This window comes from Chryseobacterium sp. PvR013, assembly GCF_017833095.1.
Taxonomy (GTDB): Bacteria; Bacteroidota; Bacteroidia; order Flavobacteriales; family Weeksellaceae; genus Chryseobacterium; species Chryseobacterium culicis_A.
Genome location: NZ_JAFIBT010000001.1, coordinates 3,465,071 through 3,488,982, shown reverse-complemented (window position 1 = coordinate 3,488,982; position 23,912 = coordinate 3,465,071). Strand labels below are relative to the sequence as shown.

The following is a 23,912-nucleotide window of genomic DNA, read 5'->3' as shown; positions in this document are numbered from 1 at the left end:
AAATATAAAGTCTGAAATACAAAGCAGACAGACAGGGGCATACTTCTGTTTGTCTGTTTTTTCAGTCACAGGGATGTCTTGAATTTAAAATAAAAAAATAATGCAGAATATTGTAGGAATAGATATCGGAGGGTCGCACATCACATTGGCTCAGGTAGATCCGGAAAAACGTGAAATCATTTCTTCTACCTATGTAAGAGAGCATGTAGATGCTTTCGATAAAAAAGAAGTTATTTTCACTGCCTGGGTTTCCGCCATTCATAAAGTGGCTCATGATCTGGTAAAAGAAAATCTTCTCATTGGTATCGCAATGCCGGGACCTTTCGATTATGAAAACGGAATATCGCTGATGCAGCAGGGAAAATTTATTGATATCTATCAGGTCAATATTAAAGAAGAGCTGGCAAAAAGACTGGATATTTCTCAGAAACAGATTCATTTTGTAAATGACGCGGCGGCCTTCATGGAAGGGGAAGTATTCGGAGGTTGTGCTCAGGGATTCGATAGTGCTTTTGGGGTGACTCTCGGTACAGGATTGGGAACTACCTTCTTTAATGGAGAATTTGCTTCCGATGAAGACTTGTGGGATTCTCCTTTCAGAGATTCTATCTGTGAGGATTATCTGGCGACACGCTGGTTTGTGAATCATTATAAAGAACTGACCGGAGAAGAAATCTCGGGAACCAAAGATTTGTTGGATAAACCTACAGAAATACAGACCAGAATGTTTGATGAATATGCAGACTCTTTATCAGAATTTATTGTGAAATATGTAGATCATTACAAACCGAAAGTCTTAGTTATAGGAGGAAATATTGCCAAAGCTTATCCTCATTTTGAGCAAAGATTTATTCAGAATTTAACAAAGAATAATATTAACTTGCAGGTTAAAATTTCGGCTATATTTGAAGATGCAGCCATTCTTGGAGCTGCCAGCTATGCATTAAAAAAGCTTATATAAATTAACAAACGAAAAGATACAATGAAGTTTATATTTTCTACTTGCTTACTGTTATTACAGGCCTGGGCTTTAGGTCAGAATGTATCTCCCGTAGATTATGTGAATCCTCTAATGGGAACACAATCCAAACCCTCTTTATCCAATGGAAATACCTATCCGGCCGTCGGACTTCCATGGGGAATGAATATCTGGACTCCCCAGACCGGTAAGATGGGTGACGGATGGGCATATACCTACGATGCAGATAAAATAAAAGGATTTAAACAAACGCACCAACCCTCTCCCTGGATGAATGATTATGGCGCATTTGCCATCATGCCGGGAGTGGGAAAAGTAAAATTCAAAGAAGACGAAAGAGCAAGTTGGTTCAGCCACAAAGCTGAGGTTACTACGCCTTACTTTTATAGTGTTTATCTGGCAGATATCAATGTCACTACAGAGTTTACCCCTACGGAAAGAGCCTCTTATTTTAAATTTGATTTTCCAAAGACAGACAGCGCTTACGTAGTTGTTGATGCATTAAACAAAGGATCTTATATCAAGATTTTACCGAAGGAAAGAAAAATCCTGGGTTATACAACGAGGTATTCTACCGGGAAATATGAGAATTTTAAAAACTACTTTGTCATTCAGTTTGATAAAGATTTTGAACTGACGAAAACCTGGAAAGATGATAAGCTGGTTAATGATCAGTTGGAAATTACCAGTGATCATACAGGAGCTGTAGTAGGGTTTAAGCTTAAAAATAAAGAAACGGTTTATGCAAAAGTAGCCTCTTCATTCATCAGTTTTGAGCAGGCAGAATTGAATCTGAAAAGAGAAATCGGGACCAGAAATTTTGAACAGGTAAAAACCGATGCTAAAAATATCTGGAATAAAACATTAGGAAAGATTGAGGTAAAAGGAGGAACAGACCAGCAGATGAGAACTTTTTATTCCTCTTTATACAGAACTTTATTCTTCCCGCAAAAATTATATGAAATAGATGCTCAGAACAAAATAAAACACTGGAGCCCTTACAATGGTAAAATTGTTGACGGAAGAATGTTTGCAGGAACCGGATTCTGGGATACTTTCCGGGCTTTGTATCCTTTCCTGAATCTTGTTTATCCAAGTATCAATGTAGAAATGCAGGAAGGATTAGCAAATGCTTACAAAGAAGGAGGATTTTTACCAGAATGGAGCAGTCCGGGATATTCTGATATTATGATTGGAAATAATTCCGCATCTGTAGTGGCAGATGCCTACATCAAAGGACTTCGCGGATATGATACGGAAGTGCTTTGGCAGGCTGTAAAACACGGGGCCAATAACGCAGGTCCAATAGAAGCTGTGGGTCGTGCAGGAGTAGAATATTACAATACATTAGGCTATGTCCCTTACGACGTTAAAATCAATGAGAATGCCGCAAGAACACTGGAATATGCTTATGATGACTTCTCTATTTATCAACTAGGAAAAGCACTAGGGAAGCCAGCTTCTGAAATTGATATTTACAAGAAAAGAGCCTACAACTACAAAAATGTATTTGACAAAGAAACCGGATTGATGCGTGGTAAAAACAAGGATGGAAATTTCCAGAAACCTTTCAATCCTTTCAAATGGGGTGATGCATTTACTGAAGGAAACAGCTGGCATTACACATGGTCTGTTTTCCAGGATATTGATGGTTTGTCTGAATTGATGGGTGGAAAAAAGAAATTTGAAGCCAAATTGGATGAAGTATTCTCATTGCCACCGGTTTTTGATGACAGCTATTATGGAGGAGTGATTCACGAAATCAGAGAAATGCAGATTATGAATATGGGGCAGTATGCTCACGGAAATCAGCCTATCCAGCATATGATTTATCTGTACAATTATGCAGGAGCTCCTTATAAAACACAATATTGGGCAAGACAGGTGATGAATAAACTATATCACGCTACCCCTGACGGATATTGCGGAGACGAAGATAACGGACAGACTTCTGCGTGGTATATTTTCTCAGCACTTGGGTTTTATCCGGTAACCCCGGCAACAGATCAGTATGTATTGGGAGCACCATTATTTAAAGAAGCTACCATCCATCTTGAAAATGGTAAGAAAATTGAAGTAAAAGCTCCGGAAAATAATGCGGAGAATTTATATGTAAAATCTTTGAATGTCAATCAGCAGCCTTATTCCAAAAACTGGTTAAGCCATAAAGAACTGATGAAGGGAGCTGTTCTGGATTTTAAAATGGATAGTAAGCCTAACAAAGAAAGAGGTTCACAGGAAAAAGATTTTCCGTATTCAATGTCAAAAGAAGAATCAAATAAATAATCTTTAATTTAGAAATACAAAACTGTATGAGTACAGAAAAAAAAGAAATATTCGATAGAGTAGAAAGCATACTGCAAGGACAAGGTTTTAACATCGCAGCAAAAGATGATACAAGACCATGGGGAGGATTCTTTGTGATTGATGAAACGCAGGCACAGGATTTTGCCAACCAGTATTTTGATGGGATTGATGTAGACAACCTTAGAATAGGAGGTAAGCTAAGCCCAAAAATTCTTATCGTAGCTCCTGAAGCAAGATTAAGCTGGCAGTATCACCACAGAAGAGCTGAGATCTGGCAGGTAGTGGAAGGAACCGTTGGTATTAAAAGAAGCAACACTGATGAAGAAGGGGAATTAGGAGAATATGGTCCGAAAGATCAGGTAAAACTTCAGCAGGGAGAAAGACACAGATTGATTGGTCTTGCAGGCTGGGGAATTGTAGCCGAAATCTGGCAGCATACCGATGCAACCAATCCTTCAGACGAAGATGATATCGTAAGAGTACAGGATGACTTTGGAAGATAAATAAAAAATCCGCTTCATTGAAGCGGATTTTTTATTGTAAGGAAACTTGAGGCTGGAAGAAGGAAGCTACTGGAGGTTATCAGAACCTCTAAATATCATAATTAAAATTTGTAAGATTTTATTAGAGAATACCTGTAATTTATTCCAATTAAGAATTCCATCGGCTAATAGCACTCCCAGCTTCATTCTTCCAGCTTCCAGCTTTTAAAACGTCACATCCAGTCCTACATAAAAGTTAGCTTTCATAATAGGAGCATACACCATTCCTCCGTCAAAATAATTTCCGAAAGGATTTTTAAAATCAACAATCGCATTTTTCTGATAATAAGAAGTCAGGTTTTCTCCTCCTACGTAAGCTCTGATCTTTTTATTGAAATTTCTTGAAATCTGAGCGTTCAGAACGGCATAAGATTCAGAATATGTTGCTAACTGAAACTCTGCCGGATTACTTGATGTATCAGGAAGTCTCTGTTTTCCAACCCAGTTTAAAGTGGTATCAAAACTCCAGAATCCTCCATTGTTATTTTTATTGGTAGAATACGCTAAATTCACAAAACCTCTGTGTTTTGCCATGAAAGGAACTTCTCTTCTTCCCCCAATATAATCAGCCTGTACATCATAATATTTATAGGCCAGCCTTACTTCAAGATTTTTTATGGGCATAAAATCCCATTGGGTCTGGAATGAATTGGCAAAAGACTTTCCTTCCAGATTATAGAATGTCAGCTGTTGAGGAGATTTGTCTAAATCTACCAATACCTGATCCTGAAAATCTGTTCTGAAGAAATCGGCAACAATGCTGGATTTTCTTCCGAATAATTTAAATTCCTGCTGTAAACTTGCCCCATAGTTCCATGCAATTTCAGGTTTTAAGCCGTAAATATTTCCTCCATTAGATAAAATATTGATAGCTCTGTTTGATGCAAAATACTGCTGGCTTTCCGCAAATACATTGGCTGTTCTGAATCCTCTTCCCGCGGAAAGTCTTACAATAGTCTGAGGGGTAAAATCATACTTGAAATTAAGCCTTGGCGTAAACTGAGTTCCTGCCAGATTATGGAAATCTACTCTGGAACCTGCTACTAACGTATATTTTAAACCAGTTAAAGTATACTCCGCAAAAATACCCGGTACAATTTCATTTCTTCTCATATCGTCTATCAAATACGTTTCTTTATAACCGTCATATAAGAAACTTGCTCCTGCTTTATACTTATGATTGGTATTTCCGATGATGCTTTCAAAAATTAAATTAGAGTAATAGGTGTGCTGCTGCCCCGCATAATTTCTCAATCCGAAGAAACTATCCTGCTGATGATAAACGTACTGGTTCATCCAGCCGATACTCTGGTAAGGTTTTCCTTTAAAAACATATCCTGTTTTATTCCACACCTGGAATCTTGAGATATCAATTCCTACCCCATAAAAAGGCTGTTTGTCCTGACCAAGCTTTTTATCAAAAGCAACCTGTCCTGCAGTTCTTTCATCTCTGATAAAATTAATTCCAAAGTGAGACCCGAATCCTGATTTTTCAAGGTCATTATAATTCAGCAAATAAGCGGCATTGATCTGTGTTCCTTTCGGTCTGTCCAGAAAACCGTCATGATTCATATCCGTATTCCCGAAAGTTCCGTTTCCGTGAAGAAGGAAAGTCTGCGACCATTTATCGTTGATGGGAGAGACGTTGGTAATATTCACTTCTGCTCTTCCGTTGAAATCAGAAAAAAGATTTAATGATGTTTCCGGAGTTTTTGCATTCTTCAAAAGTTCAGTATTAATCTGTCCTGTTATACTTTCATAACCGTTGGTTACAGTACTTCCACCTTTAGTAAGCTGGATACTTTCAATCCATCTTCCCGGAATAAAGTTGAGTCCATATGCAGAAGCCAGTCCTCTGATTTCAGGCAACTGTTCCTTCGTTAGGCTGGTGTATTTTTGATCCAGGCCAAGCATTTTCAGCTGTTTTGTTCCTGTAACGGCATTGCTGAAAGATACATCCACCGTAGCATTGGTCTCAAAACTTTCAGACAGATTACAGCAAGCAGCCTTTAACAGCTCTTTCTTATCAATATTAAAAACAAGTCCGGCTTCTTTTTTGCTTAAAGCTGTCGCTGCTTTGGAACCTGTTACTACCACTCCGTCAATGCTCTTCTCATGCTGGGAATGATCCTCTTTAGCTGAAGAGGTCTCATGATCTTCATGTTTTGCTTCTTCTTCATAATGTACCTTTGGATTAGGTTCACCAAAAGTAAACTCTCTGTCGTACAGACAGCATCCCGGCAGTCCATTATAAACAGCATCTGAAGCTTTGTATTTTTCATTGTCATGACCCGCATCAGCAATTGCTTTTAAAATTTTATCTGATGAGGTTTTTGACGGGTCAAAATTTAAAGTAACCGTTTGTTTTTCTGCATTCCATTCTGCAGCATTTGCACCGGCATCTTTTGATGCTTTTTCTATTCTGGCTTTACATGAAGCACAGTTTCCCCTTACATAGAATTCGTTTTCTTTTTTATCAGAAACATTAGTATTTGTATGGTGTTCGTGATGGGCTTCCGCTTGTGATGGCTGCAGATCTCTGCTATACAGACAACATCCCGGAAGGCTATTATAAACAGTATCCGGAGCTTTGAACTTCTCATTGTCGTGGCCTGCTTCAGCTACTTTTTTCAGAATATCATCTGTGGATACCTTATCTGTTTCTACAGTTAAGGTTTGAAGATCAACAGAGTAAACTGCTGTTTTTGCACCCGCTTTTTTGGCAGCACTTTCAATTCTTGTTTTACACATCTCACAGTTCCCTTTTACTTTGAACTGATTTTTTGAAAGTGTTTGAGCAGATATAAATTGTGTAAATAGGAATAATGCACCAAGTATAAACCTGGAAATAGGTAATTTCATTTTGTTTAAAAGTTTAAATTAATTAAAAAACAGCTCATTACATAGTATAATGAACTCGTGATATTTTAATTAACCTACCTTAGGAGGTTGCCAGATTTCCTTTAAACGGTCTGAAAGATATGGATCTGAATATTGAAACTGAGGATTCTTATTCGCTTTGTAATAAGACAGTTCCAAACGTAGATTTTTTGAGAAAGGAGTTTCAATAAAAGTATAGCAGGCAACGCATGATGAACAGCAGTCATCATTACATGATTTTGTTTTATCATGTTGGCTGTCTTTTTTTGAAGAATGATTTTTGCAGCAGTCCATTTTCTTGGAAGATTCTGCTTTACAGCATGTTTCCTGCATTCCTTGTGCATAGAAGTTATCCTTGGGAATCAAAAAGACTCCCAGGCAAAACACTATTGCAAGTAGGTGAAACAGCTTCATATCTGCAAAAATACAAAATTTATGGTAAAGGATCACCAACTTTTAGAGAACAGCTGTGCCAAGGCTCACCATGTGCCGGATTCAGTTTGGGTTTTTCACCCATTGCCAGATTCTGGGCAGCTGGTGCGGGAGCAGGCGCTGGTGTTGTCTGAATTACATTTTGTGCAGCTTGTGGAGCTGGAGCAGGTTTGCTGTTTAAAGGCTGTCCTACCGGAATATCACAGCGGTGTCCCGGTTGCCCGTGAGGAGGATTCATTCCGGGAGCCGTTTTTACCTGTTTCCCGTTGTTATCAAGGGTAATTTTCCCTGGAGATACTGCATTAGGATCAATTTGAATGGTGTTGGCTCCATTCACGTTTACATTCTGTGTGGTAGGAGTAGCTCCGGCAGGTTTACTGTTCAGCGGCTGTCCTACCGGAATATCGCATCGGTGGCCAGGTTGTCCGTGTGGAGGATTCATTCCGGGAGCTGTAGCCATCGGAGCAGGAGCAGGGCTGGATTGGATGCCTGCCTGATCCATCAGGGCTGTTTTTGAGGAGGTATTAAGGGCCACGTTGGGCTGGCCAGCGTTGGCTTCTTCTTTTAAATAAGTAGCTCTTTCATCCTTTTTACAAGAGGCAGCTAATAGTGATACGGCGATCAAACCTATAAATGTATTCTTCATATCCATGGGTATGAAACAAAATTAGCAAAACATTTTCAATTGTTTTGCTAATTTTATACTTATAATTTGATTTTTGGATTAATTTTTTACCAAAAGTCTAAATCCTTCTCCGTGAACGTTGATAATTTCCAATCCTTCGTCGTCTTTTAATAATTTACGAAGCTTCGCAATATATACGTCCATACTTCTTGCTGTAAAGTAATTCTCTTTTTTCCAGATCTTTCTTAACGCAAGATCTCTCGGCATGAAATCATTTCTATGGATGCAAAGAAGTTTTAATAATTCATTTTCTTTAGGAGAAAGTTTGTATTCTTTATCACCTACTTTCAGCTGTCTCAACATAGAGTCGAAGAAAATATTGCTGATTTTGAATTGCTCCTGCTCCTCATTTTCCAGTGTAGAACTTCTCTGAAGAATTGCTTTGATTTTATACAAAAGAAGTTCAGTATCAAATGGTTTTGTGATATAATCATCAGCACCCAGCTGATATCCTTTCAAAATATCTTCTCTCATATTTCTTGCTGTAAGGAATATGATGGGTGTATTTTTATCAATCTTTTTTACATCTTCAGCTAATGAAAACCCATCTTTTTTAGGCATCATTACGTCAAATATGCAGATATCGAATTCATTTTCTGTAAATTCTTTAAGTCCCTGCTCCCCATCAGTGGCAAGAGTTACTTCAAAATTATTGATTGTCAAATAATCTTTAAGCACCGCCCCGAAACTCTGATCGTCCTCTACTAATAATATTCTGTTGCTCATAACTTTTAATAATTAATAATTAACATTAAGAATGAACTTCCTCACTCTATCTTCTATATTTTGATATTTGGTTTAACCTTTTTTATAATTGATAAATGATTATTGATAATTGATGTTTTTATCACTTATCATTCATCGTTTATTTCCTAACCCATCGGCAGTTTTATCGTAAAAATACTTCCTTTTCCTTTATGAGAATCTACGATAATCTGTCCTTTGTGCAGTTCTACAATTTTCTTAACGTAGGAAAGGCCTAATCCCTGTCCTTTTACGTTGTGAATATTTCCGGTTTCTTCTCTGAAGAATTTTTCGAAAATTTTGGTTTTATTCTGGGTGTCCATTCCCATTCCTTTGTCGGAAATTTCAATGATATACCAGTGTCCTTCGTTTCTTGTTTCCACATGTATTTCCGGTGCTTCAGGAGAATATTTATTGGCATTGTCCAGTAAGTTGACCAGCATATTCGAGATATGGAACTCGTCTATTTTAAAATTATAATGAGTGGCATTGAATTTCTGAGTAAGAGAACCGTTTCTTTGCTGTACAATCAGATTGAAAGATTCGGTTGTTCTTTTAATCAATTCCCTTACATTGGTTTCTTTTAAGAATAGTTCTACTTCATTCCTTTCAAGCTTAGACATATTGAGTACGTTTTCCACCTGCTTTTTCATCCTTAAGTTCTCCTGCTTGATCAGTTCGGAGTAATATTTTACCTTATCCGGATTGGTGGCTATTTTGTCATTAGCTAATGAATCCGTAGCCACAGAAATGGTTGCCAATGGTGTTTTAAACTCATGGGACATATTGTTGATGAAGTCTGTTTTTACTTCAGCAAGTTTCTTCTGCCTCATCATATAATTGATGGAAATAATGTAAATCCCAAGAATCGTAAGAAGGGACAGGAATGTTCCCAGAAGCATTGGCCAGTTGTTCATCGCAAGGGAATATTCTTTTTTAGGGAATACTAAGGCGAGGCTGTATAACGTATTTTTCTTATCGGCAAAAAGAGGAAAGCTGTAGGTATTACTGTCTTTTTTCTCTTTGTAAGCCTTATTGGCAATGCTTGTAAGCTTATTGTTGCTGTCCAGAACTCCATATCCGAATTTAGCTGTTATACCTCGTATTTTAAGTTCTTTTGCAATAACAGAGTCCAGGGTTTTCGGATCCACTCTTTTAGTAATAGGAAGGTTGTTTCCATATACTTTGACGAATTCTTTCATGGAGTAATCTCCAGTCTCAATCTCCTGATTGATATCTTGCGTCAGAAGTTCGCGATTGGTGGTATCTCTTTTTATTTTATAGGCGGCTTCATCTGTATATAAAGTGGTCAGCTTAATAGAATCTCCTTTTTGGGAAATGGGAAGCTGTGTTTTTTCAATAATATTTTTAGAATAGATAATCTGTCTCTGAGTACCGGAATCCGCCACCTGCTGGATGGTGGTTAAAGATGGCTGTTTGCTGTTGGCAAGAATATTTTTCCTGAAATCTTTATAATCCTGATTCAGGTATTTGTCAGCCTCAATTTCTTCAATACTTTTTGAAGTACTTTCCAAAACTGCATACACTTTATTTGAAAAATCCTGTTCCAGTACGCCGTAATAGCCTTTCAGCCAATAAAATTGGAGCGTTACAAAGACAATCAGTGAGATCGTCATAAACACTGAAATTATTGGGATGAATTTGTTATTCATTATTTAATTATATAGGTTTTGGAAAAATGAATGTTAAAATTAATTGTTTTAAGAGTACATAAACAAAAAACGAGCCAAAAAATTGTTTTTTTTCTCTTAAAAGAGTGTTTTTTAACAATTTTTTATGAATTATCTTTTAGTTGTCATATGAAAAGTCCCTTTCTATAAATAAAGTGCTAACTTTATTAAAAATAAATATTTATGGAATCTAATATCATTTTCAACAAAGATTTTGATGCAGCAAGTACTTATGTCATGAAGATTTATAAAGCTGATGTTTCAACAGTGTGGAACTATTTTACCCAGGCTGAATTACTGGATCAGTGGTGGGGTCCCAAACCATGGAAATGCGAGACGATAAGTCAGGATTTCAGGGAAGGAGGAATCTGGATGTATGCAATGGTAGGACCCAACGGAGAAAAAGGACCTATGTATTCTAAAACTCAGTATGGGGAGATAATGGAACACAGAAGCCTTGACTGGCTAAGTGCTTTCGCGGATGAAGAAGGAAATATCAATGAAGATTTTCCAAGGTCAAAATGGCTGATCGGTTTTACCGGAATAGAAGAAGGAACCAAAGTGACTATTAATATTCATTACCATTCTCCTGAAATTATGAAAAAGCTCATGGATATGGGATTTGAAGAAGGATTTAAAATGGGGCTGAATCAATTGGAAGAATTAATTGGATGAATTTGAACATGTTAAAAAATACTTATTTATAAAAAAGAGGATTTTCCATTGGAAAACCCTCTTTTTATTTATCGACAGGATTAACTTCCTGTTTCATTCTTCAAACTTCCAGCCTTTATAAAAGCTCTTCTTCCTGGAAATACTGAATAATTGCCTTTTTCATAAGAAGGGTCTGCTCATTGGGTCTTAATTCCGGAAGTTCTTCCAGACTTTCAAACTGTGGCCATCCGTCTTCATAATGCGTAAACTTATAATATCCAAAAGGCTCAAGCAACCTGCATACTGCAATGTGAATCAGATTTACTTTATCTTCTTTCGTGTATTTTTGCTGGCCGCTTCCCAGCTCCTGTAGCCCTATCAGAAATAAAAGGGTTTCAATGGGCGGATTCTTCTCAGTCTGAAAATTGTCTTCGAAGAACTGTTCTATCTTTTTCCAATATTCGGATTCGTTCATATAATTGATAAATGATAATTAATAATTGATGTTTTAACGCTTTAATTCTTTACCTAATTTCCTTTTATAGGCAGAGGTCACTTTCAAAATTTCGGTGGCTTCTTTAATAAGAACATCTAAACTTTCTTTTTCAAGTAAATGTAGCTCCTCTATTAACTCCAGCCAAAATAAAGTTTTGTCAGCTTCTTCTACGACAATGCATATTTTAGAATACTTTTCTTTGCTGGATCTTGCTCTGCATATCGCTCTATAGTTACTTGCTGTTGAGGAAACAGATCTGAAAACTTGTTTTCTTATATTTGATATTTTATCAGAATATGAAATGTTAGACAACTCATTAATGATTGCTATGGTTAAAGATTTAGTCTTTTGTGCAAACATCTGATTGTAATTGTTGTCCATATTCATATCAATTATCTTTTATCATTGATCATTTATCTTTAATAGAAATGCATACTCCAGTGCATCTTCTTTCAGAGACTCAAATCTTCCACTTGCTCCTCCGTGTCCTGAGCTCATGTCCGTTTTAAAGACTAAAATATTGTCGTCTGTCTTTAATTCTCTTAGTTTTGCTGTCCATTTTGCAGGTTCCCAATACTGTACCTGAGAGTCATGGAACCCTGTAGTGATGAGCATGTGCGGGTAATCTTTAGCTTCCACATTATCATAAGGAGAGTAGTCTTTCATATAATGATAATATTCCTCATCATTTGGATTTCCCCATTCATCATATTCTCCTGTTGTCAAAGGAATTGTATCATCCAGCATGGTGCTCACAACGTCTACGAAAGGGACTTGTGCTACAATTCCATGGAATAACTGAGGTTCGTAATTAACCACAGCTCCTACCAACAGACCGCCTGCACTTCCTCCCATTGCATACATGTGCCTTGATGAAGTATAATTTTCCTTAATTAAATGCTTTCCTGCATCAATAAAGTCGAAGAATGTATTTTTCTTGAACAGCATTTTCCCATCCTCATACCATTCTCTTCCCAGATATTCTCCACCACGGATGTGAGCGATCGCGTAAATAAAACCTCTGTCAAGCAAGGATAGTCTTACATTTGAAAAACTGGCATCAACAGTATGTCCATAACTTCCATATCCATACAAGAGAAGTGGGGTATCTGCTGATTTTTTGGTGTCTTTATGATATACTAAAGAAATAGGGACTTTTGCTTCCCCATCTCTGGAGTCTGCCCAGATTCTTTCTGAAATATAATTTTCAGGGAAAAACTTTCCACCCAGCACTTCCTGTTGTTTCAGAAGCTTCGTGGTTTTGTCCTTCATATTATATTCATACGTGGAACTCGGCTGTGTAAGAGAGGTGTAGCCATAACGTAGAATCTCTGTATCAAATTCCAGATTGATTCCGATATAAGCCGTATAAGTAGGATCGGAGAAAGGTAAATAATAAGATTCCTGGGTCTTCTCATCAATAATTTTGATCTGAAGTAATCCTCTTTCTCTTTCCTCAAGAACAAGATAGTCTTTGAAAATTTCAAAGCCTTCCAGTAGAACTTCTGCACGGTGAGGGATAACATCCACCCAGTTTTCCATACTGCAGTTGTCAATCTTCGTTTTTACAATTTTGAAATTGATCGCATCATCAGCATTGGTAATGATGTAAAATTCATCTTCATAATGCTCTACAGAATACTCAAGATCATCTATTCTGGGCTGAATTACCTTCCATTCTTCAAATACATTATCAGAAGGGATAAAGCGGTGCTCATCAGAAATTGTACTTGAACTTGCAATGAAAATATACTGTAAAGATTTTGTTTTAAATACATTCACATCAAAAGTATCATCCTCTTCGTGGAAGATCAATACATCGTCTGCAGAATCTGTTCCCAGCTGATGCCTGTATACCTGGAATGCACGCAGACTCTTATCTTTTCTAATATAAAAGACATGCTGATTATCATTTGCCCAAACTGCTTTTCCTGTTGTATTCGGAATTGTGTCTGTAAGAATTTCGCCTGTCTTTAAGCTTTTGAAGTTAAGAGTATAAATTCTTCTTCCCACATCATCTGAAGAAAAAGAAGCCAGCTCATTATTGGGGCTTACTGCTACGCTTCCTACTTCAAAAAATTCTTTGCCTCCTGCCAGAATATTAACGTCAAGCACAATCTCTTCTTCGTTGTCAAGACTTTTGTGTTTTCTGCAGAAAATAGGATATTCTTTACCTTCTTCATAACGTACAATATACCAGTACTCATTAAAAAAGTAAGGCAGAGATTCATCATCCTTTTTATAACGGGCTTTCATCTCTTCAAAAAGCTCTTCCTGAAGGGCTTCCGTATCTTTCATGATGAATTCTTCGTAGGCATTTTCTTCCTCAATATATTTGATGACTTCAGGGTTTTCCCTTTCATTCAGCCAAAAGTAATTATCGGTTCTTTTATCGCCGTGGGTTTCTAATATTTTTTCTATTTTTTTTGCCTGTGGAGCTTTCATCCGGGTATTTTTATTTTTTTTTATTGAATGGAATCTTATACTTTTTCTTCTGAAAGTAAGTAATTTAAGCAGAAATCAATTCAATATTAATTTTTGTTCAAATTTAGGTAAAAAAAAACCATCTTTCCTTTATTGAAAAGATGGTTGATCGTATTTTTATAATTAAAGACTATTTATGAAGTGCTTTAATATACTTTTCAAGGGCCATTGTCATAGAAGGTGTTTCCTTCGTAGGGGCCATTAAATCTACTTTTAATCCTGCTTCTTCTGCGGCTGCCAAAGTCGTGTTTCCGAAAACTCCGATCTTTGTTTCATCCTGCTTGAAGCCAGGGAAGTTTTGTTGTAACGATTTGATACCCTGTGGACTGAAGAAAATCAGCATGTCATAATCTTTGACATTGATATCTGTAAGGTCGCTGCATACGGTACGGTACATAATTGCTCTTGTCCAGTCTACATTAGATGCATCCATGGTTTTTACAATATCCGGACTTAAAACATCTGAAGAGGGCAGCAGATATTTTTCAGTTGGGAATTTTTTGAAAAGAGGAAGCAGGTCTGAGAAGTTTTTCTCCCCAAAGCTGATTTTTCTTTTTCTGTACACAATATGCTTTTGAAGGTAGTTGGCAATTGCTTCCGACTGACAGATGTATCTCATTGTATCCGGAACAGCGAAACGCAATTCCTCTGCTAGTCTGAAGTAATGGTCAATCGCATTTTTACTGGTAAAAATAATACCGGTATACTGCGTCAGATCTATTTTCTGTGTTCTGAGCTCTTTATTGTCAACCCCTTCGACGTGGATAAATGGACGGAAATCAATCTTTATTTTTTCCTTCTTCGCTATATCCAAATATGGAGAAGACTCACTAGGCGCTGGTTGAGAAACCAATATAGACTTTATTCTCATCATTGACATTTATTAAAAAAATAACAACTTCCAAAGCAATAATAATGGTGCGATTTGGAGGGTGCAAATATACAAAAATTTATAATACCATTTCTCGGGAAGAATCTTGTTCTTGTGAAATAAATAGAAAAAAACTTTGAAAATGAATACAAAAGTGAAGAAGCAGAAATAATATAAAAACATTTTATTTCTGTCTATCGGGAAGTAATAATGGGCTACACAAAGAATTATTAGCAAAAATGAAAGAATGAAATAAAATTTTGTGGAGGTAAAATAAAAAATAGTCCATTTTTTTCCGTCTCCTATACTTTGATAAAATAAAAAACCTAATGTTGATTTTATTAAATAAAAAAATAGCACTGCCAGCAAAGTATACCCGAATTTATTAAGCTGATATCCAAAAAGCTGAAGATCGGCAATATATTTCGGGACAATAGGAACGTATTGTGAAATCAAGACGGACAGTGTAAGGGTGGTTACACATGAGGTGATAATCCAGCTGGGAAGGTTATTGCTCGCATCAAAATATTTCTGAAGCAGAAAATCTTTGAGACTGGCATCCCTTTCTATGACGTTCATCATAAAAACATACAAAAATATACAGCCCACGAGGATAAAAATTACCCAGTCATTATTCTCAGGTATTCTTACGTGATTGACAAAGTGTTGTGATGATGGCAAAATTTAAGTTTTTTATTTATTATTTAACTTCATATAACACAATACGGCACAGATTTTCCTGTCACCTGATTCGTGAATTTGCAGTTAAAATATTTGCTCTCACAGATTTTACAGAGTGTTCAGATCTATTGAATAAAAGTTTCTGTTTCATCCGCTTAATCCCTGAGAAATATTTTTGCAAAATTATAGATTATTTTGTATAAAATAAAAAGGTTAAATAAACTATCTTTGCAAACTGAAATGAAAAAACTCGTCATCATCCCAACATACAACGAAAAGGAAAATATTGAAAATATTATTTCCGCAGTTTTTGCATTGGAGGACGACTTTCATATCTTAGTGGTAGATGATTCTTCTCCGGATGGAACTGCAGAGATTGTAAAAGAGTTGCAGAAGAAAAATCCGCATTATCTTCACCTGTCGATAAGACATGTGAAAGATGGCTTGGGAAAGGCATATATTCATGGTTTTAAATGGGCAATTGAAAATAAATATGATTATATTTTCGAGATGGATGCCGATTTCTCACATAACCCGAATGATCTTCCAAAACTTTTTGAAGCCTGTAAAAATGCAGATATGGCCATTGGTTCCCGTTACTCAAAAGGAGTGAATGTGGTGAACTGGCCAATGGGAAGAGTATTATTGTCTTACTTTGCCTCAAAATATGTAAGGTTTGTACTGGGACTTCCCATTCATGATACAACAGCAGGATTTGTGTGCTTTTCAAGAAAAGTATTGGAGGAAATAGGATTGGATAATGTGAAATTAAAAGGCTATGGGTTTCAGATAGAAATGAAATTCAGAGCATTTAAAAAAGGTTTTAGAATTGTAGAAGTTCCTATTATATTTACCAACAGAATTTTAGGAGAAAGCAAAATGAACGGAGGAATTATCCATGAAGCCGTTTTTGGAGTACTGAACTTAAAATGGAAATCAATCATCAACAGATTATGAAACTGATGAAAAAGCTAATCTTTATTTTCGTTTTGCTGGGTCTGTTTTCGTGCGGAGATTATATTGATAAGCCTAAAAATCTGATCGATAAAGAGATGATGGCAGAAATTATTGCCGATCTTGCGATCAATGATCAGGCTATCTTTGTATATCCTGATAAGAATATGGAAGCAGGTACAAGAGCTGTGCTGAAGTCTCATAAAGTAAAATCTGATGACTTTGTAGACAGTTTCAAATACTATGTGATTAAAGAAGAAATGGATGGGATTACCAATGATGCACAGGAAATATTGCTGAAAAAAGATCCCAAAGCAGATAAATACATAAAGGATAAACTGAAACAAAATGGTGTTGTAATGCCTGTCGTAAGGTAAAATGACCCGGAAGTTTCTGCCCTACAAGAATCACTGGTAAAACAGTGTTTTAAAAAAGTATAGAGATGAAATTTTTTAATATAGAAAAAACCTCTGAAGGAAAAGCCAGAGCAGGGGAAATTACCACAGATCACGGGAAGATTCAAACTCCCATTTTTATGCCTGTGGGAACTGTAGCAAGTGTGAAAACAGTTCATCAGAGAGAATTAAAAGAAGACATTAAAGCTCAGATTATTCTGGGAAATACTTACCACCTCTACCTTCGTCCCGGAATGGAGACGATGCAGGATGCCGGTGGTTTACATAAATTCATGAACTGGGATCTTCCGATCCTTACCGATTCCGGAGGTTTTCAGGTGTTTTCACTGGCGAGCAACAGAAAGATGACAGAAGAAGGTGCGAGATTCAAATCTCACATCGACGGTAGTTACCATATGTTCTCTCCGGAAAGATCAATGGAGATTCAAAGACAGATCGGAGCCGATATTTTTATGGCTTTTGATGAATGTACTCCTTATCCTTGTGATTACAACCAGGCAAAATCATCTATGGAGCTTACACACCGTTGGCTGAAAAGATGTATTGAATGGACGAATGATAACCCTGAATTATACGGGTATAAACAAAGACTTTTCCCAATTGTTCAGGGATCTACCTATTCCGATCTTAGAAAAATTTCTGCAGAAGTAATTTCTGAAGCAGGAGCAGAAGGAAATGCCATCGGAGGACTTTCTGTTGGAGAGCCGGAAGAAGAAATGTACAGAATTACAGATGAAGTAACAGACATTCTTCCAAAAGAAAAACCAAGATATTTGATGGGAGTAGGAACTCCATGGAATATTCTTGAATCCATCGGGCTGGGAATTGATATGATGGATTGTGTAATGCCAACAAGAAATGCAAGAAATGCAATGCTTTTCACATGGCAAGGGGTGATGAACCTTAAAAACGAGAAATGGAAGCGTGATTTTTCGCCTTTGGACGAATTCGGAACCAGTTTTGTGGATCGTGAATATTCAAAAGCGTATCTTCGCCACCTGTTTGTATCCAAAGAATATCTGGCAAAACAGATTGCTTCGATTCATAATCTTGCATTCTACCTGGATTTAGTAAAAGTAGCCAGAGAACATATTATTGCAGGAGATTTTTATGAATGGAAAAACTCTGTAGTACCAATTCTTAGACAAAGACTGTAAGAAAATATGCTTAAAATTGTAGACAGATATATCATTAAAAAATACCTTGGAACTTTTAGTTTCATGTTGGTATTATTGTCTATAGTCGTATTGGTTATTGATGTTCAGCAAAAGATTCCAAGGATAGAAAATGCCAAGGCCATTGATCCGAAACTGGATCTGACCTATTTCCTTATCCATTTTTATCCCTTCTGGATCATCAATCTTGTAGTGACTTTCCTTTCCATTCTGGTATTTATATCGGTGATTTATTTTACCTCCAGGATGGCAAATAATACTGAAATTGTTGCTATTATCAGTAGTGGAGCCAGTTTCCACAGATTTTCCAAGCCTTATCTGGTTACCTCTATTTTTATTGGATTGATTGCTCTTGTGGTGTATCATATGGTGCTGCCATGGGCTAATATCAAGAAAAATGAACTGGAAGCTTATACCTATAATGCAGCCAATAAAGAAAAGATTTTAGGAACAGCACCCGCTTCTTCACAGCTGAGTAAAACGGAATATATTTTCGTTGATTCATGGAATAAAAGAGAAAAAAGAGGATCGAGTTTTGTCTATCAGAAATATGATAAAGACAGAAAAATGACCTACGAGCTGAAAGCAAGCGAAGTATATTGGGATAAAACAAAAAAACAGTTTGTTCTTAATAATTATCTTGAAAAAACCATCAATAAAGACAATACCGAAAAACTAGGAAACGGAATAGAATTAAGAAAAAATTACGGCCACTCACCGGAAGAGCTTTTTCCTAACGAGCTTTTGGGGCAAAATAAAACCACACCGGAACTTCTGAAATTTATTGAAAGAGAAAAGGCAAGAGGAAACAGTAACCTGAATTCCTATCTGAATGAGCTTCACCAAAGAACATCAATGCCTGTTTCCATCATTATTCTTACTTTCCTGGCGCTTTCCCTGTCATCACAAAAGAAAAGGGGAGGATTGGGAGTTAATCTGGCCATAGGGATTTCGTTAGCCTTTATTTTCGTGTTTTCATTTGAAGCTTTAAAAGTAGTTTCAGAAAATAAAAGTTTGTCTCCGGCTGTAGCGATGTGGCTGCCCAATCTGGTATTCCTTCCGCTTACTCTTTACCTTTATATCAAAAGAGCCAATCAGTAAAGTAATTTTACTTCCTTGTGATAAAAGGAATGCATTCCGTCTTCCAGTTCGATCCAGAGTTCACCCTTCTCATCTGCATTTCGGATAATGCCATTTTGTCGCTCTTTTTCAATTTCAAAGACAGATACCTGATCTTTTCTGAAAAGGTTTTTATTAAACCCATCCAGAATTTCCTGGTCAGAAGGAATGTTTTTTAGTTTTTCAGACAGGAATTCATGGAGATTTAAAGCCAGTTCTTCAAGGTCAAATTGTATTCCCGTCTGGGTCAGAAGTGATCCGGCATTGGATATTTTATCAAAATCTTCCTGGAGAATGTTGATTCCTGCTCCTATGATGAAATAATTATTTTGATTAATTTTTTTCTTTTCTATTAAAATTCCAACGATTTTTTTACCTTTAAGGATGATATCATTCGGCCATTTGATTTTTACCTCAGAGTCAGACAATTTGGCAAGGAAATCCCGGATCACCATTGCGGTATAATAATTGAATATAAAGTCGGAGCACAGGATGTTCTGAGTACTCACTGCCAGCGTATAAGCCAGGTTTTTTCCGGCAGTCTGAGTCCAAACATTTCCATACTGACCACGGCCTTTAGTTTGATTAAAAGTATGAAGCCCTATAAAATTTGAATTTCCGTAAAGTAAAAACTTTGATATTTCGTCATTAGTAGAAGAACATTCTTTCAGGTAGAAGAGTTGGCTCATTTAAGAAAAATTTAAGACATTAGGAGGGTAAAAGTAAGGTTAAAGTAAAGAAAAAACAATAAATTTGCAGATTATAGTATTTTTTTAATGAATAAAACAGCAGAAAAACAAGCGTTAATAGATAAAATCGTTGAAGCTATCCAGGATGTAAAAGGAGAAGACATTATGATCTTTGATCTTTCCAACATCGAAAACTCCGTAGCAGAAACGTTCGTGATATGTAGCGGAAACTCAAATACACAGGTAGCTGCATTAGCAGGAAGTGTAGAGAAAAAAGTAAGAAACGAACTGCAGGACAGACCTTGGCACGTAGAAGGTACTGAAAATGCGATGTGGGTATTGGTGGATTACGTTTCAGTGGTGGTTCATATATTCCAAAAACAGGTACGTGAGTACTACGATATAGAAGAGCTTTGGGGTGACGCAGTCATTACCAAAATTGAAAATGAATAATAAAAATTTAAAAAGTCTAAATGAATAATAAAGGATTCAACTGGTTCTTTCCTATTGCAATCATAGCTCTTTTGCTTTTCTTTGGCTCCAATTTCCTTGGAGGCGATACTGCAAAATCTATTGATGAAGATGGTTTCTTTAGAGAAATGCAGGCGGGCAAAGTCCAGAATATAATTATATACAAAGACATAGAGAAAGCGGATGTTTTCCTAACAAAAGAAGCAAAATCGGCAATGGTGTCCAAAGCCGGAAAAGAAAACAACCCACTTTCCGTCCTGGACATGGCTCCTAAAGCAGATTTTTCTGTGAAATATGGAGACCTTCAACTTTTCCTTCAGAAATTTGAGCAGGTCAAAGCCAGCAATCCGGTTATTAAAACAACTAAAGATTACGGTACTGGAAAAAGCGCATTAATGGATATTTTAATTCCTGCGCTGGTTTGGATTTCTATCTTAGGATTATTCTACTTCCTTCTTTTCAGAAAGATGGGCGGAGGCGGAGGCCCTGGCGGACAAATCTTCTCTATCGGAAAATCTAAAGCAAAACTTTTCGACGAAAAAGAAAGAATTCAGGTAACATTTAAAGATGTTGCAGGATTGGAAGGTGCTAAAGAAGAAGTTCAGGAAGTAGTAGATTTCTTGAAAAACTCTGAAAAATATACAAAACTGGGAGGTAAAATCCCTAAAGGAGTTCTTTTGGTAGGCCCTCCGGGAACAGGTAAAACCTTATTGGCAAAAGCTGTTGCAGGTGAAGCTAAAGTTCCGTTCTTCTCCCTTTCAGGATCAGATTTCGTTGAAATGTTTGTTGGGGTAGGAGCTTCCAGAGTAAGAGATCTTTTTGCTCAGGCTAAAGCAAAATCTCCGGCAATTATCTTCATTGATGAGATTGATGCTATCGGACGTGCAAGAGGAAAGAATAATTTCTCTGGCGGAAACGACGAAAGAGAAAATACATTGAACCAGCTTCTTACCGAAATGGACGGTTTCGGAACAGATGTCAATGTCATTGTAATGGCGGCTACCAACAGAGCGGATATTCTTGATAAAGCATTAATGAGAGCAGGTCGTTTTGACCGTTCTATCTATGTGGATCTTCCGGAACTTCACGAAAGAAGACAGATCTTTGATGTTCACTTGAAAAAAATCAAGCTTGATGATAATGTAGATAGAGATTTCTTAGCAAAACAAACTCCTGGATTCAGTGGGGCAGATATTGCTAATGTTTGTAATGAAGCAGCATTAATCGCAGCAAGATATAACCATACTTCTGTTACGAAACAGGACTTCCTGGATGCGGTAGACAGAATTATCGGTGGACTTGAGAAGAAAAATATGGCCATCAAACCATCTGAAAAGAGAAGAGTTGCTTATCATGAAGCAGGTCACGCTACAATTTCCTGGTTAGTAGAACATGCATCACCACTTTTAAAAGTAACAATTGTTCCAAGAGGACGTTCTTTAGGGGCAGCATGGTATCTTCCGGAAGAAAGACAGCTTACCACTACTGAGCAAATGCTGGACGAAATGTGTGCAACATTGGGAGGTAGAGCCGCAGAGCAGGTAATCTTCAACAATATCTCTACAGGAGCACTTTCTGATCTTGAAACAGTAACGAAGAGAGCTCAGGCTATGGTAACAATCTACGGATTAAGTCCGAATATCGGTAATATTTCTTATTATGACAGTTCAGGACAGTCTGAATACTCATTCGGAAAGCCTTACTCTGAAGAAACAGCTACCAAAATTGATGCAGAGATCAAATTGATTATCGAAAATCAGTACGAAAGAGCTGTAAGAATTCTTGAAGAAAATAAAGATAAACTGGATGCTCTGGCAAATAAATTGTTGGAAAAAGAAGTGATCTTCCGTGAAGACTTAGAAGAAATATTCGGTAAGAGAGCATGGGATCCTGAATTGACAGAGAAACCTGTTACCAATACTATTCCTGAAAAAGATCAGCCAATAGCAGAGGAAACACCTCAGATCAAAGAAAAAGAAGAAGAAAGCGAAATTCAGGCTCCAGAAAGCCCAACACAGCTTTAAGACTCTAAAAAATAGAATTAACAAAAACCTGACAACTGCAAAATTGTCAGGTTTTTTCATATTTGAAGAGATATTTTGGACACTATTGTAATTTATTTTCTATTTTTGTATAAAGTTGACTAAAAATAGATTAAGTTGAATTTATTCAAGAGGATTGTAAGCAAACTTACCAACCAGCCTGAAGAAGAGGACAAACAGAGCCTGGAGAAGCTTGGGGATTCGCTGAAAAATGCGGATCTTGACTATAAGTTTGCGCAATTATTTACGCATTCGGGGGGATTTTTTAATTATTGTGCAGATGAAGCGGAAGCTCTACAAACTTTAAATCAAATTATCAAAATAGAAGGTATTAACAACCTTTTCTGTTGGGATAAAGAACTTCAGAACTTTTTGAATGTTGTGAAGTCTACTTATACTTCAGAACTGCAGTCTTCTAATGAGGCCGCATTCATTACTTGTGAATACCTGATTGCCTATGATGGCAGAATCATGCTTTCTCATAATAATATCCTTCATTATCATTCTTCAAGGCTTCCTGACAAAATTATTATCATTGCCAATGTTTCTCAGATTGTGAACAACCTGAATGATGCAATGGGGAAAATAAAAAGAAACGGAAATATCAAGAACCTTACTTCCATCAGCGGAAGCCAGTCAAAAATGGACAGTTCTTCCAATGCCAATACAAAGCTGTTTTTATTGCTGCTTGAAGATTAAGCAACCACTTCTAAATTTTAAATTTTGGACAAAAACCTCATTCAAAGAACCGTATCAGGGATAGTGTATGTAGCCGTCATTATTCTTTGTTCTACTCCGTTGGGAGCACAGCTGCTGAACAGTATTGTACCTGGTCTCATTAAACAGCAGTATCTTTTTTATGGCTTAATGAGTCTGTTGCTGATTGTGGGAACCTGGGAATGTGTCAAAATCATGAAATTTGGAAACGGATATGAAAAATGGGTGGTATTCCCATTAGTCATGTTTATTTTCTATATTTTTTCCAAAAGATATTTTAATCACGATTTCTTTTTTGATTTCAGGCTTAGTGAAATACTGGCACTGGCGCTTATTGGGATTGCTGTGGTTACTTTATTCAAATATCCTAACGAATTATACTTCGACAGTGGGAAACTCATTTTTACCGTTATTTATGTAGCTCTGCCGTTCAGTTTCGCATTGGGGCTTCCAAAGTTCTCCAGCTATACAGACGGTTTCTCCCTGGAGGTTCTGTTTCTGTTTATCCTAATCTGGAGTAGTGATACCTTTGCGTATCTGGTAGGGAAGTTTTTCGGTAAACATAAAATGGCTCCTAAAATTTCTCCTAAAAAAACATGGGAAGGATATGCCGGAGGTGTAGTTCTTACATTGGTTCTGTCTTACTTTATTGAACATTATCAGCCTGAGCTGAGAGGAAATTGGATGATTGTAGGATTTCTGGTTGCTGCCTTTGCTCCTTTGGGAGATTTGGTAGAAAGCCAATTGAAAAGAAATTTCGGTGTAAAAGACAGTGGAAACATCATTCCTGGCCATGGTGGAGTTTTAGACAGGCTGGATAGTTTTATTATCTGCGTTCCTGTCGTATATTTGTACTTTATTTTAGAAAAATTTATTTAGTCTC

General features: G+C 36.8%; 23 protein-coding genes. 12 read left to right on the top strand and 11 right to left on the bottom strand.

What is annotated here, in order from left to right; genetic code table 11:
- The first annotated feature begins 100 nt into the window (after positions 1–100).
- Genes JOE44_RS15900 through JOE44_RS15890 form a run of 3 tightly spaced genes read left to right on the top strand, consistent with a single transcriptional unit; the run spans position 101 to position 3,789 of the window.
- Positions 101–961, top strand: coding sequence for an ROK family protein (locus tag JOE44_RS15900; protein WP_209786311.1), 861 nt, complete (start codon positions 101–103; stop codon positions 959–961).
- Between the two features lie 21 nt (positions 962–982).
- Positions 983–3,265: a GH92 family glycosyl hydrolase gene (locus tag JOE44_RS15895; RefSeq protein ID WP_209786310.1), complete on the top strand. Its 2,283-nt coding sequence runs from the start codon at positions 983–985 to the stop codon at positions 3,263–3,265.
- Positions 3,266–3,291: 26 nt separating this feature from the next.
- A complete protein-coding gene (locus JOE44_RS15890) occupies positions 3,292–3,789 on the top strand; it encodes a phosphoheptose isomerase (protein WP_209786309.1) in 498 nt (165 codons plus the stop codon).
- A 204-nt stretch (positions 3,790–3,993) separates the two neighbouring features.
- Here the strand turns inward: JOE44_RS15890 and JOE44_RS15885 are convergent, their stop codons facing one another.
- From JOE44_RS15885 to JOE44_RS15865, 5 genes are all read right to left on the bottom strand, one after another.
- Positions 3,994–6,690, bottom strand: a complete 2,697-nt coding sequence (locus tag JOE44_RS15885) for a TonB-dependent receptor (RefSeq protein WP_209786308.1) — start codon at positions 6,688–6,690, stop codon at positions 3,994–3,996.
- A gap of 69 nt (positions 6,691–6,759) precedes the next feature.
- Positions 6,760–7,122: a hypothetical protein gene (locus tag JOE44_RS15880; protein ID WP_209786307.1), complete on the bottom strand. Its 363-nt coding sequence runs from the start codon at positions 7,120–7,122 to the stop codon at positions 6,760–6,762.
- A 19-nt stretch (positions 7,123–7,141) separates the two neighbouring features.
- On the bottom strand, positions 7,142–7,786 hold the full coding sequence (locus JOE44_RS15875; protein WP_245169796.1) for a hypothetical protein: 645 nt from the start codon (positions 7,784–7,786) through the stop codon (positions 7,142–7,144).
- Positions 7,787–7,864: 78 nt separating this feature from the next.
- Entirely contained in the window at positions 7,865–8,551 is a 687-nt protein-coding gene (locus tag JOE44_RS15870) for a response regulator transcription factor (protein WP_002982671.1), read from the bottom strand.
- A gap of 146 nt (positions 8,552–8,697) precedes the next feature.
- Positions 8,698–10,242: a HAMP domain-containing sensor histidine kinase gene (locus JOE44_RS15865; protein WP_209786305.1), complete on the bottom strand. Its 1,545-nt coding sequence runs from the start codon at positions 10,240–10,242 to the stop codon at positions 8,698–8,700.
- A gap of 201 nt (positions 10,243–10,443) precedes the next feature.
- On the opposite strand from JOE44_RS15865, the gene JOE44_RS15860 reads away from it, so the two are divergent.
- On the top strand, positions 10,444–10,935 hold the full coding sequence (locus JOE44_RS15860) for an SRPBCC domain-containing protein (protein ID WP_209786304.1): 492 nt from the start codon (positions 10,444–10,446) through the stop codon (positions 10,933–10,935).
- Between the two features lie 115 nt (positions 10,936–11,050).
- Here JOE44_RS15860 and JOE44_RS15855 read toward each other — a convergent pair whose 3' ends face one another.
- The 5 genes from JOE44_RS15855 to JOE44_RS15835 all read right to left on the bottom strand — a co-directional run bounded on the left by JOE44_RS15855 (position 11,051) and on the right by JOE44_RS15835 (position 15,446).
- Positions 11,051–11,389 (bottom strand): hypothetical protein, encoded by a 339-nt coding sequence (locus JOE44_RS15855; RefSeq protein ID WP_209786303.1) that lies wholly within the window; start codon positions 11,387–11,389, stop codon positions 11,051–11,053.
- 33 nt (positions 11,390–11,422) lie between these two features.
- A complete protein-coding gene (locus tag JOE44_RS15850) occupies positions 11,423–11,791 on the bottom strand; it encodes a four helix bundle protein (RefSeq protein WP_209786302.1) in 369 nt (122 codons plus the stop codon).
- Between the two features lie 21 nt (positions 11,792–11,812).
- Positions 11,813–13,855, bottom strand: a complete 2,043-nt coding sequence (locus tag JOE44_RS15845; RefSeq protein ID WP_209786301.1) for a S9 family peptidase — start codon at positions 13,853–13,855, stop codon at positions 11,813–11,815.
- 169 nt (positions 13,856–14,024) lie between these two features.
- A complete protein-coding gene (locus JOE44_RS15840) occupies positions 14,025–14,765 on the bottom strand; it encodes a uroporphyrinogen-III synthase (RefSeq protein WP_105683416.1) in 741 nt (246 codons plus the stop codon).
- 12 nt (positions 14,766–14,777) lie between these two features.
- Positions 14,778–15,446, bottom strand: coding sequence for a DUF4271 domain-containing protein (locus JOE44_RS15835; RefSeq protein ID WP_209786300.1), 669 nt, complete (start codon positions 15,444–15,446; stop codon positions 14,778–14,780).
- 240 nt (positions 15,447–15,686) lie between these two features.
- On the opposite strand from JOE44_RS15835, the gene JOE44_RS15830 reads away from it, so the two are divergent.
- The 4 genes from JOE44_RS15830 to JOE44_RS15815 all read left to right on the top strand — a co-directional run bounded on the left by JOE44_RS15830 (position 15,687) and on the right by JOE44_RS15815 (position 19,092).
- Positions 15,687–16,403, top strand: coding sequence for a polyprenol monophosphomannose synthase (locus JOE44_RS15830; RefSeq protein WP_105683176.1), 717 nt, complete (start codon positions 15,687–15,689; stop codon positions 16,401–16,403).
- A 5-nt stretch (positions 16,404–16,408) separates the two neighbouring features.
- The gene (locus tag JOE44_RS15825) at positions 16,409–16,777 is read left to right on the top strand and encodes a DUF4296 domain-containing protein (RefSeq protein ID WP_228421735.1); all 369 of its coding nucleotides are present in this window, start codon (positions 16,409–16,411) and stop codon (positions 16,775–16,777) included.
- A gap of 65 nt (positions 16,778–16,842) precedes the next feature.
- Positions 16,843–17,973: a tRNA guanosine(34) transglycosylase Tgt gene (gene tgt / locus JOE44_RS15820; RefSeq protein WP_105683178.1), complete on the top strand. Its 1,131-nt coding sequence runs from the start codon at positions 16,843–16,845 to the stop codon at positions 17,971–17,973.
- 6 nt (positions 17,974–17,979) lie between these two features.
- Positions 17,980–19,092 carry an LptF/LptG family permease gene (locus JOE44_RS15815; protein WP_209786299.1) on the top strand — a complete coding sequence of 371 codons (1,113 nt, stop codon included), beginning with the start codon at positions 17,980–17,982 and terminating at the stop codon, positions 19,090–19,092.
- Here JOE44_RS15815 and JOE44_RS15810 read toward each other — a convergent pair.
- Positions 19,086–19,799, bottom strand: a complete 714-nt coding sequence (locus JOE44_RS15810; RefSeq protein ID WP_209786298.1) for a biotin--[acetyl-CoA-carboxylase] ligase — start codon at positions 19,797–19,799, stop codon at positions 19,086–19,088. The genes JOE44_RS15815 and JOE44_RS15810 overlap by 7 nt on opposite strands.
- Positions 19,800–19,886: 87 nt before the next feature.
- Between JOE44_RS15810 and rsfS the strand changes: the two genes are divergently transcribed.
- The 4 genes from rsfS to JOE44_RS15790 all read left to right on the top strand — a co-directional run bounded on the left by rsfS (position 19,887) and on the right by JOE44_RS15790 (position 23,908).
- Positions 19,887–20,252, top strand: coding sequence for a ribosome silencing factor (gene rsfS, locus JOE44_RS15805; protein WP_047376360.1), 366 nt, complete (start codon positions 19,887–19,889; stop codon positions 20,250–20,252).
- Between the two features lie 20 nt (positions 20,253–20,272).
- The gene (ftsH, locus tag JOE44_RS15800; RefSeq protein WP_209786297.1) at positions 20,273–22,294 is read left to right on the top strand and encodes an ATP-dependent zinc metalloprotease FtsH; all 2,022 of its coding nucleotides are present in this window, start codon (positions 20,273–20,275) and stop codon (positions 22,292–22,294) included.
- Positions 22,295–22,429: 135 nt separating this feature from the next.
- Positions 22,430–23,011 carry an LUD domain-containing protein gene (locus tag JOE44_RS15795; RefSeq protein ID WP_165791670.1) on the top strand — a complete coding sequence of 194 codons (582 nt, stop codon included), beginning with the start codon at positions 22,430–22,432 and terminating at the stop codon, positions 23,009–23,011.
- 24 nt (positions 23,012–23,035) lie between these two features.
- Complete coding sequence (locus JOE44_RS15790) at positions 23,036–23,908, top strand: phosphatidate cytidylyltransferase (protein WP_209786296.1); 873 nt, start codon at positions 23,036–23,038, stop codon at positions 23,906–23,908.
- Positions 23,909–23,912 lie beyond the last annotated feature (4 nt).